This is a genomic window from Bacillus sp. 2205SS5-2 (assembly GCF_037024155.1).
Taxonomy (GTDB): domain Bacteria; phylum Bacillota; class Bacilli; order Bacillales; family Bacillaceae_K; genus Bacillus_CI.
Genome location: NZ_JAYKTS010000023.1, coordinates 48,642 through 63,977, shown reverse-complemented (window position 1 = coordinate 63,977; position 15,336 = coordinate 48,642). Strand labels below are relative to the sequence as shown.

Annotated in this window: 14 protein-coding genes; 3 read left to right on the top strand and 11 right to left on the bottom strand. The window is 35.7% G+C overall.

Annotated features, from left to right (window positions below; genetic code table 11):
- Positions 1-716 precede the first annotated feature (716 nt).
- From U8D43_RS15070 to U8D43_RS15040, 7 genes are all read right to left on the bottom strand, one after another.
- Entirely contained in the window at positions 717-1,349 is a 633-nt protein-coding gene (locus U8D43_RS15070; RefSeq protein WP_335872011.1) for a hypothetical protein, read from the bottom strand.
- A 599-nt stretch (positions 1,350-1,948) separates the two neighbouring features.
- Complete coding sequence (locus U8D43_RS15065) at positions 1,949-2,869, bottom strand: NAD(P)/FAD-dependent oxidoreductase (protein ID WP_335872010.1); 921 nt, start codon at positions 2,867-2,869, stop codon at positions 1,949-1,951.
- Positions 2,870-2,913: 44 nt separating this feature from the next.
- Positions 2,914-3,477, bottom strand: coding sequence for a TetR/AcrR family transcriptional regulator (locus U8D43_RS15060; RefSeq protein WP_335872009.1), 564 nt, complete (start codon positions 3,475-3,477; stop codon positions 2,914-2,916).
- Between the two features lie 530 nt (positions 3,478-4,007).
- On the bottom strand, positions 4,008-4,220 hold the full coding sequence (locus U8D43_RS15055) for a hypothetical protein (protein WP_335872008.1): 213 nt from the start codon (positions 4,218-4,220) through the stop codon (positions 4,008-4,010).
- A 429-nt stretch (positions 4,221-4,649) separates the two neighbouring features.
- The gene (locus U8D43_RS15050; RefSeq protein ID WP_335872007.1) at positions 4,650-5,363 is read right to left on the bottom strand and encodes a polysaccharide deacetylase family protein; all 714 of its coding nucleotides are present in this window, start codon (positions 5,361-5,363) and stop codon (positions 4,650-4,652) included.
- A 95-nt stretch (positions 5,364-5,458) separates the two neighbouring features.
- A complete protein-coding gene (locus U8D43_RS15045; RefSeq protein WP_335872006.1) occupies positions 5,459-5,992 on the bottom strand; it encodes a GNAT family N-acetyltransferase in 534 nt (177 codons plus the stop codon).
- 20 nt (positions 5,993-6,012) lie between these two features.
- A complete protein-coding gene (locus U8D43_RS15040) occupies positions 6,013-6,522 on the bottom strand; it encodes a GNAT family N-acetyltransferase (protein WP_335872005.1) in 510 nt (169 codons plus the stop codon).
- A 1,247-nt stretch (positions 6,523-7,769) separates the two neighbouring features.
- On the opposite strand from U8D43_RS15040, the gene U8D43_RS15035 reads away from it, so the two are divergent.
- Positions 7,770-9,434, top strand: coding sequence for a DUF2339 domain-containing protein (locus tag U8D43_RS15035; RefSeq protein ID WP_335872004.1), 1,665 nt, complete (start codon positions 7,770-7,772; stop codon positions 9,432-9,434).
- Positions 9,435-9,528: 94 nt separating this feature from the next.
- Here U8D43_RS15035 and U8D43_RS15030 read toward each other — a convergent pair whose 3' ends face one another.
- Together U8D43_RS15030 and U8D43_RS15025 are read right to left on the bottom strand one after the other, a co-directional pair.
- A complete protein-coding gene (locus tag U8D43_RS15030) occupies positions 9,529-9,762 on the bottom strand; it encodes a hypothetical protein (protein WP_335872003.1) in 234 nt (77 codons plus the stop codon).
- A 930-nt stretch (positions 9,763-10,692) separates the two neighbouring features.
- A complete protein-coding gene (locus tag U8D43_RS15025; RefSeq protein ID WP_335872002.1) occupies positions 10,693-11,439 on the bottom strand; it encodes a YdcF family protein in 747 nt (248 codons plus the stop codon).
- A gap of 217 nt (positions 11,440-11,656) precedes the next feature.
- On the opposite strand from U8D43_RS15025, the gene U8D43_RS15020 reads away from it, so the two are divergent.
- Positions 11,657-12,952 (top strand): MDR family MFS transporter, encoded by a 1,296-nt coding sequence (locus U8D43_RS15020; protein ID WP_335872001.1) that lies wholly within the window; start codon positions 11,657-11,659, stop codon positions 12,950-12,952.
- Positions 12,953-13,024: 72 nt separating this feature from the next.
- Positions 13,025-13,549 carry a GNAT family N-acetyltransferase gene (locus U8D43_RS15015; RefSeq protein ID WP_335871999.1) on the top strand — a complete coding sequence of 175 codons (525 nt, stop codon included), beginning with the start codon at positions 13,025-13,027 and terminating at the stop codon, positions 13,547-13,549.
- Between the two features lie 198 nt (positions 13,550-13,747).
- Here the strand turns inward: U8D43_RS15015 and U8D43_RS15010 are convergent, their stop codons facing one another.
- Together U8D43_RS15010 and U8D43_RS15005 are read right to left on the bottom strand one after the other, a co-directional pair.
- Positions 13,748-14,482, bottom strand: coding sequence for a class I SAM-dependent DNA methyltransferase (locus tag U8D43_RS15010; protein ID WP_335871998.1), 735 nt, complete (start codon positions 14,480-14,482; stop codon positions 13,748-13,750).
- A 283-nt stretch (positions 14,483-14,765) separates the two neighbouring features.
- A complete protein-coding gene (locus U8D43_RS15005) occupies positions 14,766-15,248 on the bottom strand; it encodes a hypothetical protein (RefSeq protein ID WP_335871997.1) in 483 nt (160 codons plus the stop codon).
- Between the last annotated feature and the right edge of the window lie 88 nt (positions 15,249-15,336).

Genomic DNA, 15,336 nt, shown 5'->3' with positions numbered 1-15,336 from the left:
TTTGAATCAAATTTGGGAAAGTGGTAGACTGTTTCATAGGGACGCTCCTTTTTAAATTGTTTGTGTCGTAACAACAATTTTACTAAAAGGGCGTCCTTTTTTGTAGTTTTTTAATGGATTTAATTGGTTAATCAACACTCTTGATATTATAGAAGAAAATGATTCATTCAAAAAGAGAAAATTCCCTTATTCAGCTGAAATTATTCACGTTCTTTTTAAGTGATTCGGTAGATAAGGAATCCACCTTCTACGCCGTATTCTACTTTTTCTGGACAGCATAAACTAATTTCACATTATTTTTTTGGGGAATCCTATATTTCAGATTAGTATCCTGTAGCTGAATCCCTACATTCAAGGAAATTTGCATAGTAGGAATCTATCAACAAAACGGAAAAACATAAGCTCAACAAATATTTTTAATAGGTTGCTTTCGCAAAGATTATGGCTTTTCGAATAGGAATCTACCCCCTCGCTTGTATGATTTCGTGCTCTTTTCCTGATGAAGACTTCTCCATTTCTAAATAAATGTAAGAAAACAGTCGAAAAATTCTTACTGCCTGTTTTTTCTTTGTGCCAATAGTAACAAAGGATACGAAAAGAGCCGATTTTCCCTATAGTAAGGAATCATCGGCTCTGATTTGATAAATGGACGAAGTAATAATTAACCTGCTTGTGCAGAAAAACGTAGGATCATTTACTCCTTGAGAGTAATTTCCTCAGAGTTTTTGGAACATATAAATACTTGCTGTTTTAGTATATCCAACTCCTTTTTGAATTTTTTCCAAGTATTCTGTCGTATGAGGAATATCTTTTTTAGGAATAAAATACTGAAATAGGTCTTTATCTGAAATATGGTACTTACCATCCCGATGATTTCCTATGGCTATTAGAGAATAATCTGAATCAAGGTACGCCATACTTGCATCTCCATGGCTATTATTTACTACAAGTATTCCCCCTTTATTTAGGTATTCTTTGCAGTACTTCGACACAAAGCCCGCATATTGAGAGATTAGCAAGTCATATTTATTAATCTCTTCATCTACAAGTTCGCGATAATCTCTCTTATAGAAATTAACTTCGCTCTTTCCTAAATATTTTTTGTTTTCTTCAATAAAAGAATGCACCCTTTGATCATTAAAAAAGGGAGAGAACCTTCTGTCAGTATCAATATAAGTTGTTTTCTGGAAGTAAAGTGAAGGAGTTATATGTATATAGCTCCCAGGATAGATTGCACTGTTAATATTGTATTGAGTGGCTAATTGATCAAATAAATTAGCACGGTCAAATGTAGTGCAATAAGTGGGTGAAACATACTCATGGTACATTTGAATAGGATCTTTTTTCATTTTAGTTCCTCCAATAAATACGCATAGTTTTTCGGCCAGCTTCAATATCGATTTCTTATTTTTTAGTAAATCCGATGTTTTCTACGCTAAGGAGTAGGCTTCTTCCTTTTTAGGGTTAAATGGAATTTAATTCCTCTTTAAATTAGGAAGTATTAACAATACCGATACACAAAGGCAGTATACTAAATAATATTTTCATGTTTCTTCGATAGAATTGGCTTATCTGCATATCCAATAACCTACTTCCTGCATACTCGACTTTCCTATTCACGAATCCAGCTTTTTTTAGAAGGTATTCATTTCCTCTGAACACTTCGAAAGGTGATACTCTTTTTTTAAGGCTCTTTTCGTATGCATTCTGGCTATTTCAACTTGTTTTTATTTAAATTTTCCATTTTACTGTTGATTTCCATCAAAAACAGTCGAAATACGACGCGAAACAAATCTTTATCATAGATGATAAACTGATTGGAATAGCCACAGACATTGCGAAAACAGCCTATAAAAAATACCACTCTTACTAATCTGGTGCCATTGCAAAACGAATCTCATTTTTAATATTCAAACTAGCTAGATCTCTATCAATACTCCACCCGATATTAATTGGTATTTTCCCAGGCTTCGATAACCATTTCGCCATTCATTATTGCCCCGAGTTCATACCCTTCACTAGCTGCTTTGATTAAACCTGAAAATGCATTTTTGGCATCTCCAATAATATATAATCCATTAATAGTTGTTTCCCCTTTTTCATTGACTTTATATCCACCCATTTCAATTAACTCAATCCCTAATTTTAATGGGATATCACAAGCTTGTGTTTCGCCAGTATCCATGATAAATCCATCGGTCCTTTCATAGGACTCACCTGACTCCACAATCACATTTTCTAACTGGCCATTAGTAGATTTAAGCTCAACTATTGGTTGTTCCACCAGTTGTACACCATGATCCATGAGTTCTTTTTTTTCATTAGTTGTTATTTCAGCTGCACCATTTGTAAAAACAATGAGATCATTGCTCCAATTGTAGATCATTTTCGCGTAATGCATAAGCCAATCTCCGTTTCCGAATACAGCTAGCTTTTTATCTCTTCGTTCCCATCCGTCACAATAAGGACAAGGATAAACAGAAGTACCATATACTTCTTTAAGTCCTTTAATGGAAGGGAGATCATCTTTCATTCCTGTTGAAAAAATGACCTTTTTACTTTGGTATACCTTCCCCTTATTAGTAGTGACTTTAAAAGTAAAATCAGGTTTGACAACATTTTCAACTCGATCTTGTTCATATAAAACCGTAGGATATTTTTTTAATTGTTCTAAGGATATTTCTTTAAATTCTCCAGGTGTGATTCCGTCGCGACTTAAAAATCCGTGTGAAGCACGCGTTACACTATTCCTAGGATGATTTTCGTCAATTACAAGTGTGTCTCTTCTCGAACGACCTAAAACAAGTGCTGCACTAAGTCCAGCAGCGCCGCCTCCAATTACAATACAATCAAAAATTTTCTCATTCATTATTCATACTCCCTTTCTTCGCTATTACTATAACGGTGACACCTTCAAATGAACCTTTTTGAATTGTCATCAACTAACAAACCATTTTTGAAAGTATTCCATGATAGATTGGGGATCTCTTTCGGGGCTACAGAGCCGTTGTACATAGTTTCCCAAGCTGTAAAAAGAATACCATCATACATATGAAGAACCCATGAGTCTGGAGTTCCCTGCGATATATACCCAACTCGCCGTAAGTTTTGGATTAATTCCCTTAGCTCTTTATTTACTTCAGAAAATTGACAGCTGTTAGGGTCATGGTCTTCGTGTTCTTTATTTTCTTTCATAAGAAGAACAAAACCCTTCTCACCAGCGTTAGCTTTCATTATTTCTTCCATTTGTTCAATTGGATGCTCATATTTTTGCTTCGCTTGTTGAATGATTGATAAAGTGTGTTGAATTAGTGATTCGTGAATTTCTTTAAATAATGTTTCTCTATTTCGGAAATTTCTATGAAGTGTCATTCTACTGACTCCAGCTGCTACAGCAATGTCTTCTAAAGAAGCAGACTCATCTAGACTAAGAACTTGAATCGCTGTTTCAATTATTTTAGCTCTTGATTTACTCATAAAACCACCTCCTCTTGTTACACCTGTGTATCATACGATATATAACAGTAACACAAAAGTCAACTTATTCGTTTTTAGCTGTAGTTTTCTTTTAACAAAACTCCTCCATTTCTGAACAGAGAAGAATGAAATAAATTTACTCACTTTCTATCTTCCATTAGTGTTCCTCTACTATGTAAAAAAATATATGTTCAGTTTCATCTCTGGAAAATTACCTTTTTACCCCCAACGATGAAAAATAGATTGAATTTTCGGATATTTTACGCTACACTAGTATCTTTTCCTGAAACGCTCTTTTCGAATACATAGTGGCTATTTTGTCTGATTTTAGATAGAATCCTCCATTTTGCTGCTGATTTCCAGCAAAAATGGACGAAAAGATGCCCACAAACAGACCTATAACAACATTTATAGCAAGGATCGAAAAGCACCAAACTTTGCGAAAATAGCCTCTTGAAAAAAGAAAACCATCCAATACGTCAAAGTAATATCCAACGTAGGATGGTTTCCTTTTTTAGACAAAGCCAGTATTAAGGCTGCCCAGTTGTTGGTGGTACAGAAATCTCGGTGGCCGCCAAGATCTCATTATTAGCATTTGTTAAATGGATGATAATATACCTACACTTTTTAGAAATCATTTTTAATAAGGCTATTTCCGCAAAGATTGTGGCTTTTCGAATAGGAATAGATTCCCTGATTTGTATGACTTCGTACTCTTTTCCAAAGGCTCTTTTCGTATTCATTGTGGCTATTTCATCTGATTTTTGACTAAATCCTCCATTTCATTGTTGATTTCTATCAAAAACAGACGAAATGATGCCCGAAACAAACTATATTACAAATGATTAACTGATACGAAAAGCAACAATCTTTGCGAAAACAGCCTTTCCAAATGAAAAATTATCCATTTTTAGATAAAAAGTAAGAAATCTATCGAAAAAACCATACTGCCTGTTTTTTCTATATGCCGATATCAACAAAGTCTACGAAAAGAGCCTTTAATAAAGGGTGGAGAATTTATATGCTTTTTATTAACCCAACAAAAGAAAGGTATTATTTTCATTTTTTTCTACTCTATGAAGCATATGTTGCTTGCTTGATTGCTTCCCTTCAATTTCTGCCCATTCGTCGTGAATCAATCATTATAAAGTCCATTAGATCTAGTCTGATTGTCATTCATATTTGAGAAGCTCAGAAACAGTTTTGAATTTGTATCCCTTTTCTTTTAACGAAGTAATGATTCCGTCAACGGCTTCTAATGAATATCTATTTTCATCATCAAACATGACATGTAATAATATGATAGAACCCGGTTCCACTTTTTCAATCACATGATTTTTGATATTATCTGCGCTCGTAATCACGTCCGGATAGGATTCTGGTTCAATGTTCCACATGATCGTTTGAATATCATTTTGTGATAAATACCAAGGTAGTGTTATCAGTTTTTCCCCGTAAGGAGGTCGAAATGTAGGCATTTTCTCATAGCCTGATACCTGAATTAAAGCCGATGTTCGCTCTACTTCTGATTGAATAGTCTCCAAAGACTTAAACACCATTCGTTCATGAGAAAATGTATGATTTCCAAGCTCATGACCTGCTTCAATAATCATTTTTGTTTCAGCTGGAAATCTTTCAATCATGTTTCCGTTCAGATAAAACGTAGCCTTCACATCTTCTTTTTCTAAAATCGACAGAATGACTGAGGTGATTTCAGTTGGGCCATCATCAAAGGTTAAGGCTACTACTTTTTCGTCCGTTTCGATCCGATTGGAAATGTCACCAAACAATTGAAAAGAGCGGGAGTTCATCCACTCCCGCATCCCGATAACCACTACTACTATAATTGCTAGGATGATGGCCAGCCTTTTTAAAATGAGTTTCATTTTCTTCACCCCCACTTAAACTATGAAGCGGATGAATAATTGAAAAATTCAAATTTAAAACTGTTTATGCATGCTTCTCTTCCTGTTCATTTCGTTCATGACCATTCCCACTTTAATAATGAATACATAAAAACATCATGGAAGGATTCATAGGAATACAGATAATCGCGCAAAACACCTTCCCGTGAAAATCCGAGTTTCTCTAACAGCTTATATGAGGGCTCGTTTTCCAGAAAAACCGTCGCGCCTATTCGGTGTAAGTCTAACTCTTCAAATCCATAGGAAAGAATTGCTCTCAACGCCTCTTCTGTATATCCCTTTCGCCAGTATTCCGGATTAAGGTCATAACCTATTTCGGCTTTATTATTCCACGGTTGATACTGGTTAAATCCAATCGTGCCGATAAGTTTACCTGTTTCCTTAGACTCCATCCCCCATCGGAACGCTTTCTTTTCTATTTCTGCATTTTTCATGGCTCTTGTTAATCGAACAGCTTGATCGAGGTGTTGAAATGGATTTTGACCATAAAATTTCATCGCAACATCTTGTGAAAAATAGAGAAAAAGTGCTTCTGCATCTTCTTCCGTAATTTCTCTTAATACTAATCTATTGGTTTGTAGTTCCCTCATTTTGATCAAACTCCCTTATCCTATGAAATTGTTATCAAGCCACCTGGTCTAATTCGGGCCATAGACACCTCATCAACAAAAGTACCATACTGAATCAAAGTTCCTCTATGAACCCCCTCTTGAATAAACCCAAGATGTTCGTAAAGCTTCTTAGCCCTTTCATTTCCCGCTACAACCGTCAATTCTAACCGTTCGAGCATCAGCCAATTGTCTGCTAAATCGATCACTTTCTCCATTAATTTTCTACCGATTCCAATTCCATGCTTTTGTTCATCCACTAATAAAAATAAACTTGCACTATGGTTCCGTCTTCCTTTGCTCCGAGTAAGACCGACAAATCCGACGACAATTCCGTCACTTTCCGCAACAAACTGATGCTGATGCTCCCCTAATTGATTTAAGTTTTTCTCCATGTCTTGTAAGCGCATGCTCGGCGTTGAAATGATCGTCGGCATCACGCCTTCTTGGGTCATAATAAAATAAATTCTTTCTGCGTCTGCTTGCTGCACAGGACGAATATGTATACTCATAAAGGCCCCCTCCTATACTATTAGACTCTAGTTAACTTTTACGACAAAGTGACATGAATTTCCTTCCTATTCGCTAAATTTCATCATCTCTTTAATTGGTATAATCAAATATATATGAATTGCATTTGAATCATTATCATCTTTACAGCATAGTGAAAACGCCACTACGTTTGCATTTCAAACTTCATCAGATTTCAACAGTCATTTGCTACCAAAATCAAAGGATTTATAATTTTTAAGATTTAGACAAAATGCATTTCTATAAAAGGGCCCCTAAGTTCAATATTAACAACGAATGGAAATATACAAAAATCATTGATTTCTGTGTATTTCCTTATTATGTAGTATGAAACTATTTAAATCTTTCCGATGCTCTTCTTTTTATAAGGCTGTTTTCACAAAATTTGTTGCTTTTCGAACCAGTCTATAAACGGGGATATAGCTTTGTTTCGGGCATCATTTCGTCTATTTTTGATGGAAATAACAATGATATGGGCGATTTAATCAAAAATCAGATGATTTAGCCACAATGTATACGAAAAGAGCCTTATTTAAAGACATTTAGAAGAAGAGTATTCGAAAAGCTATGATTTAACTCATTTCAAAGAAATTTATTAAACGACAGCTTACCAATTGACTAGCGTTCTGATATGGCTGTTGTATTGAATAAACACAATAATTCTCAAGGGAATAGTCTGTCTAATTTTGGATAATCAAAACACTTGTTGAATTATACCTTAGAAAAAATGAGGGGTAAACAAATAATTTAATGATCCAATTCTTTCAGGTGCTGAAAGAACTTAAAGTGGTGAATAAATAGAAATACTAGAAAACATCACCTGTATGCTTTTTTTGAAGGCTCATTTCGTTTACTTTGTTGCTATAGGCACAAAAAAACAGCCAGTAAAGTTTTTTCTACTGGTTTCTTACTTTTTATCTAGAAATAAAGAACTTTTCATTAGAAATCGAGCACGAAGTCATACAAACCAGGGGAGATATTCCTATTAGAAAAGCCACAATCTTTGCAAAATAGCCTTTTAGAATGAAAATAAAAAGGATAGGTTCTAAAAAATATGAATCACTTTAATAGATAAAAAATCCAACATACGGTTTTCATATCCCTCTTACCCTTGGACAAAAAGTTCATTAAAAGGAAATATTTTCTTGATTAACAATCTATTAAGGTGTAATATTACACCAAGGTAAAGAAATTCTCTTTTCATAACGTTATATTAGGAGGTTAAAAGATGAATGCGGAAATTCAAGAACTTCGTAGTCGAATAGAGAAACTAGAAGCAGAAGTTACTGACCTTCGGGGACAAGTGGGGAAAGTTAATACTCTGACTAAAATTCAATCGAGTAAGTCACCAACGCCTTCAACAATTCTCAATCAAAATCCTAGACCAATTACTATCGACACTCACGTGAGCAAGGAAGAAGTGCAAAAGCAATGGGGAGAAGAAATTGGGCAAACTTGGTTACCTCGAATCTTTATTTTTGTGTTATTGTTAGGGGTCGTCTGGGGCTTTGCGGCAGCCATTGAAGGTGGATTTGTAACAGAATCGATTCGTGTGGCTTCAGGATATAGCTTCGCATTAGTGTTATACGGAATCGGAATTCATCAATTTAGAAGAAAACATTTTAACTTAGCCTTTAGTCTGCTGGGTGGAACGATTGTTCTTTTGTTTTTAACAACATTTTCGGCACATATGCTGTATGAATTTATCTCCTTTTGGCCTGCTTTTCTACTGAATGCTTGTTGGTTAGTATTGGGGCTGATCACATCCTATTACTTCAAAACCGAAATCATCGCGGTCATCGTCTCATTAGGTGGATTTCTCGTTCCCTTTTTACTCGATGGTGCTGGAACAGGTTCTTGGCTGTTTTATACTTATGAAACGTTGTTATACGCAATATTCTTATTGTTTTCCTATCGTTTCCAATACCGCTGGCTTCACTATATTTCGTTTCTGTTTTTACCATTAACTCTGGTAGCTTACGGTGTCTTGGTACAGCCTTCTGGAAATGAACCGGCATATATCATGTTACTTCAACACCTCTTAATCTCCGTTGTTGTTTTTTATAAACATCATTTGACATCGAAAGATCAAATAAGCTCACTCTTTACAAGTGCAGTAATCACATCATTATTTTGTTTTAGCCTCTTGGATGGGTGGTCATTTGATACGGTCCTACTAAGTCTAATCTTTGCCTATTCAACACTTAGCATTTATCTATATTTTGGAAAAAACCTTTCTGAGAAAATACCGTTATCGGTTGTTCTTGCACTTTATTTCATTGGATTATATACGTATCATCTTTCGGGAGATGAATTGCTTACATCTCTACTATTGCTCCAAGCAGTATTAGGAATATACCTAGCCGTTACACTAAAAAGTAAGTTAATCCTCTTGACATCTGGGATGACTTTTTTACTAGCGACTCTAAGAGTTTTCATGATAGGTTATTGGGAACTATGGAGCCCGGAACTCATCACATGGCTTGTTTTCTTCGCATCCACCATTTCTATATTGTGGCTTGAAAACAAACACGGGTCGTTTTTCGAAAAAAACCTAAAATCATTGACCGTAATAATCCTATCCTTCATGTTGCTTCTATTCCTTGGTCAATTTGGTAATACCATTACAATAGAATATTCCTATATGATTCAACAAATGACGATCTCGCTCTTATGGTTATGTTATGCTGTTGGATATATTATCGTGGGTAAATGGAAAAATAGCTCCCCCTTGCAAACATTCGGATTAGTGATGATTTTCGTAGTCTTATTAAAAGCAATTTTCGTCGATCTCCCCATCTCATCTCTCACCATTAGGGCTGTACTATTCATTATCTTAGGTGGAATCGGCTTACTAGTTTCTCGCTTCTACTATAGCGAAAAAAAGAAATAAACAAGAATTGCCAAGGTGGGTCACGTTGCGCCGAGCTAAACCCGCTCAAAGTCAATCACCAAAACTTTACTAGCCATGAAAAAGCCAGAATCTCCTAGCGAGATTCTGGCTCATTTATTAAAGATTGAATTCTGGAGTTTTCTTGTTGATGTTCACCTAAAATCTTTTGGTAAAGAAAAATAGCAAGAGTGATACTTAACAACACTCCGGTTAAATTCAACGATGTTGCAACTAATTTTTCGAAATAGGCAAATAATACGCTATTAAATGAAAATATCGTACAACCTATATTTGAAGCAATAAATAATACTTTATAAGGTATTTTCATTTTTGTATACCTCCTTCTTATGAACAATACAAACGCGGATTGCTTACTTTCCTTTAACTTCCAAATTTTCACTTAAACTGAGTATAAATAACCATTTTTAATGTATATGTCGAATTATATCATTTTTTAGGAAGCGTGTTAATATTCTGAATACCAATATTATTTAATTCCCCTAATTTAGACAAAAATAAACATGAAATGCGAGAAGTCCTACATTTACCCTTTTCCAACAAAAAAGTCCTAATACCCCGAAACTTCCCTAGTTGAATAGGTTTAGAATAGGAATAATTAGGACATTTCCGAGTATTTTTGTATTATAAAATAGAAATAAGAGTAAAAAAATTCGACCTATCAAGGTTATTTCCATTGCAGGGACGAGGAGAAGCTTATCAAACCAACCGCCATTCTCCTAGTACTATCTACACTCTACTTCTAGTTGGCTCATCTAAACGTGATCGAAGTGTAGGGCTTTATTCGGGATTACTGAATAGCCTAGATGAATAGTAAACAAGGCTAACTAGTGCTTTTCAATAGCTCTCTTCATATTCATGATTGCTCTTTATTCAAGTAGGTCAAATAAGTACGAAAAAAAATCACGACCAATCTTTAGTGACTTATATACACTACGACAATCAAGATTCTCTGCACCTATTTTCACCGCACTCTACGGTAAATTCACTTCCAACTTACTCCCCGTGCTCGTTTACATCGCAAGTGGCCAAATAAAATAGGAATTAAACTGCTCAGCTCATTGATGGTCGTCACCTCTTAAATGATCGCTAACTTCATAAGCCCAATCCACTCACTATTGTTGAACCTCCTTGTTAATTCACATCCTCTTTCATTGAACGATGAATTACATATATCCGAAAGGTACAAAATTCCCTTGCTAGAACTTTTACCATAGTAATCTCCTATCTCTTAATCACATTATTCCATTTGCGAAACATCAATCATCACTGTTTTTAAAATCGCTAACATTTCGCGAGTATGAACGAGAGGAATGAGCGGTGCTGGTACTGAAGCTCCAGTTCCAAATGCTTCTAAACCAATGGACTCTGCTATATATTTGGAACGAAACAAGTGAAAATCACTGGTGATAATCAAAACTTTTTCCTTATTGTTTTCCATCAATTCTTTGGAAAACAATAAATTTTCGTATGTGGAAGTTGCTTGATCCTCAATCATGATACGCTCTTCATCAATTCCAGCGTTTACTAGGTATATCCTCATAGCCTCTGCTTCCGAAATTTTTTCTCCTACATCAATTCCCCCGCTTACAATCACGTTTGCATCCCTATTATTCTCCAAATAGGTTATAGCTAAAGCTAGTCGTTCTTCTAATACAAGTGAGGGCTTCCCCTTTATAATTCCTGCTCCTAGCACAATAACATAATCAACTTGTTCTGATCTTTCATCATCCATATGAGAAACAATCATGGATTCCATCGACACAAAATATACTAGAAACAATAGCGACCCTGTAAATACCGATAGTCTGAACCACTTATGCTTCTTCCAACAAGTAGACCAATAAGACATACGATATCCGATGAAAGTACATACAATTCCACTAAATATAAAAAGTAGAATTCCTGAATTCAAGCGATTTTTCGTTAACAATAATAATCCATAAATTAGCAGTATCCCTCCAAAGAGGTAGAATCCCTTTTTCACAGAAACATCCTTCCACAAACTATTCTATTTTTAGAATACCATATTCTCTCAGCCGAAAGACGGATATTTTTTCAACCCTATGAACGTTGGCACAGACTCATTATTCGCGCTATGCTTGATGGGAGTTACGCATCTATTATTTGAAATTTCTAAAAATACAAGAAGTTAGATTTTTATATTATGATGTGATTAGTTTAATGAAACAGAGGGTGATGGAATGAACACATTTAAATCGTTACGCGAAATGGACCGAAATGTTTGGATTCGCTTCATTGGAGAAGGGATAAACGGAATCGCATTTATGATGTTAATGCCCTTTTTCGCCTTATATTTAAAGGATAAAGTCGACTCATTAGTCTTAGTAGGAGTCGTGATGGCCGTTGCACCGATAGCGTCTGTTTTTGGCACAATGGTTGGAGGAAAAATGGCCGATGTGTATGGAAGAAAACCTGTGATGGTCGGATCGATGGTTGGAAACGGAATCGTTATGATGGGTTTTGTTTTTTTTGATACCTTCTGGATGTTTATGATTCTATCGGTATTTTTAGGGTTTTTCAATTCCCTTTTCCATCCAGCTGCAAGTGCTATGGTAGCAGACGTAACTGCCCCAGAAAAACGAACAGAAGCATTCGGCTTATTGCGAATGGGCCATAATATTGGTGCAGCCACAGGTCCTCTACTTGGCGCATCCATTATTGTCATCTCCAAATCGATTGTTTTCATGATAGCAGCAGGTACAACACTTCTTTATGCGGCAATCGTGGCGTTTTTCATTTATGAAAGCTTACCAAAGAAAGAGCGAAAAGAGTCATTGTTAGAAGTCGATGAGACAGAAGAAAAACTTCCGTCTCCTTTTAAAGTATTAATGCAAGATAAGCTGTTACTTTTGTTTGTGTTAACAGGTGTTGTAATCTCCATGAGCTTTTCACAAACTGAAGGCATGCTACCACTCCATTTTGATAATGAATTAAAACATTTACCAGAAACATTAAATCCATTTCCTTATCTCCTAGCTTTTAATGGCTTACTTGTCGTCTTGTTTCAGTTTCCAATCTCGTCCTGGGCTGGTAAGAAGAAAGTAGGATCGGTCATGTTATTAGGAGCATCGTTGTTTGGAATCGGTCAAATCGCAATAGCTTGGTTCCCTACTTTATTTTTTCAACAAAGAACTGATTTCTCCATGATACTACTCATAATGCTAGTTGTTTATGCGGTGTATACACTAGGTGAAATGATCATGAGTCCGGTACAAATGACGTTTATCGCCAATCTCGCACCGGAACATTTACGGGGAACATATATGGGTGCAGCTGGATTACAATGGATTCTAGGAGGAGCAATTGGGCCATTAATTTCAGGATTTTTACTTGATCGCTCACTTGGTGTCGTAATGTTCACGATGCTCGGCGTAGGCTGTATTATTGCGGGCATTGTGTATCTGTTGATAGATAAGATGACTTCCAATTCTTCTCGAATACAACAAACGCAAGTCGATGCTTCTTCTCTAAACTAGTATATTCTCCAATAAATTAGTTTAGCTTTGTTTAAACTTCATTAACGAGTGTAGAGAATAGGAGGAATCTTGATGAATGTTCGACTTGTGAAACCCACTTTGGAATTACAAACGGAATACTTTGATTTTTATCAAGAATGGGTAAAAAGTGGTGAAGTGATGGTTCCATGGGTTATCAGCAAAGACCCTAGAGGTTTTGCAAAAATGATTCAAACTCTCCAAAATGCTTCTTTAGGAAGCAATCTTCCAGACGGTTGGGTTCCTAATTCCACCTTCTGGCTTGTTTCTGAACAAAATCGAATCCTTGGCGCAGTCAATATTCGTCATTCATTAACTGAGTGGCTTACCAATCGTAGTGGTCATATTGGTTATGGAATCAGACCTACAGAACGTCAAAAGGGATATGCCACAAAACTCTTGTCTCTAAGTCTAATACAAGCCAAAAAACTAGGAATAGAACCGGTTTTGGTCATTTGTGATCGAACGAATATTGGGTCGATGAAAACGATTCTCCATAATAATGGAATCGAGGATTCTGACTTTGTTGAAGAAGATGGAAATATATTAAAAAGATATTGGATCACGCAAACTCAATAGAACACACGTTTCTTGCCATGTATCGTTCCTCGAAAAAGGAGAACCGCTGTTAAAGACATAAACAGCGGCTCTCTTTTTTTATTATCTAAACAATTCCCTAGAAATAGAACGATTTGATGCACTCATACTTGTACATGTGTAGTCACTCTCGTAGTTGCACCTGTCCTCATCTTTCTCATTTGCACCCTGGTCAGCTATCTATTTCGCACAAGAAAACAGTAAAAATAGAGGTATCCTCTTCCGTCTTTCATATTCCTGTTCATCCTCAAACAGATCTTTTTTCGGTGCGCCCTCTTTTAATGCTTCGATCGTAAAGCCAGCTTCTTGTAAAAGCATAAAATACTGCTCGATTGTTCGATGATATTTGACGACACTTTCCCCAATCCATGGTTCTATTCTTTCTCCTGTCTGAAAATAATCATCAACCAACCAGCTTCCACGTTTTCCGGTACTCTGTATACTCTCAAAGGATGAGGTAATCACGGGATGCTGCACACTAAAAACAAACTTTCCTGACTTTTTCAAGGTTTCGTGCACTCGTTTTGCTAACGTCGCAAAATCTTCAATGTACTGAATAGCAAGCTGACTCGTCACAAGATCATACGTTTTCTCAGGATACTCGTAATCCTCCATCGAGACATTAACAACGGTTCCTCTTAGATTTGCTAGCTTTTTTCTAGCAACATCCAACATTTTTTCAGAACCATCAATTCCTATGTAGGATTGTGTCCTTTCATTTTGGAGTAATTCTACCCCTAATGATCCATCTCCACAGCCTAGATCCAACATGGTCTCTGCTGATACACCTTCTAACAATTCAAAGATCGCTGGATTTTCAATCAATCGGTTCGGACTCTCGCTTCGATGCCGTCTCTGTAAATACTGGTTGAAAAAATCCTCTTTTTCATACGCATTTGACCCTTTGAACTCCATATAACTCCCCCTAAGAAAAAGCTTTCTATCTACAATAATCATAGAGAGTTCAATTCGTCAATGTTTATCTATTCAATTTGAAAAAAATAATGAATTCTCAAAAAACTTCCCTTTCACTTCCATCTTGATCAAAAATCAGGACCGTTTCAAATTCCCCACGATTCCGGAGCAGTTACTAGTATAGAAAGTTTTAGACCGTACCATCTGGGAATAATCACTTAGAAATAAATGGACTTACAGGATATATTCAACTTCATGATTTATCTATCGAAGAGACTAAAGGTCATTCAACTTCTTCTATACCATCTTGGGATCTGATCGTATTTTCGATAATATTCTGATACCAATAGATTAGTATCGCTAAAAATACACTAAAAGTAAAAAAATGTTTTGGTCTCATTTTTTTGAATTCAAACACACCTACTTTAGTAAAAAAACGAACGAGAGGAAAAGAAAGAATATAGTCCAATAAAACATTGAGAACTAAATACAGTTTGAAATTTCCATAAGATAATTTAAACACCCAAATCGTTGTAATAAAATACAGGCCTAATAAGAACGAGAAATCCACAGCTGTGTAGGCGAAAATTGGATTTTTCACTCTCCATAATTTCTTCTTCTCTGCAATAACACTAACTAAACTGATTATTAAATTGACAAAAGTTGTTGCGGGTAAATAGCGTGTAAATGTCTTTCTTCCAATTAGGGGAACAGTGAACCAAGGAATAAGTAATATACTTAAAGACAATAATTTCTTACTATTCATCCTACCATCCTTTAATCATTATGAGTGAGTATTCTCCTTCTTCTATTAAAATGCTCCACTGCCTAAACAATTATTAAGGTAGTTTTCG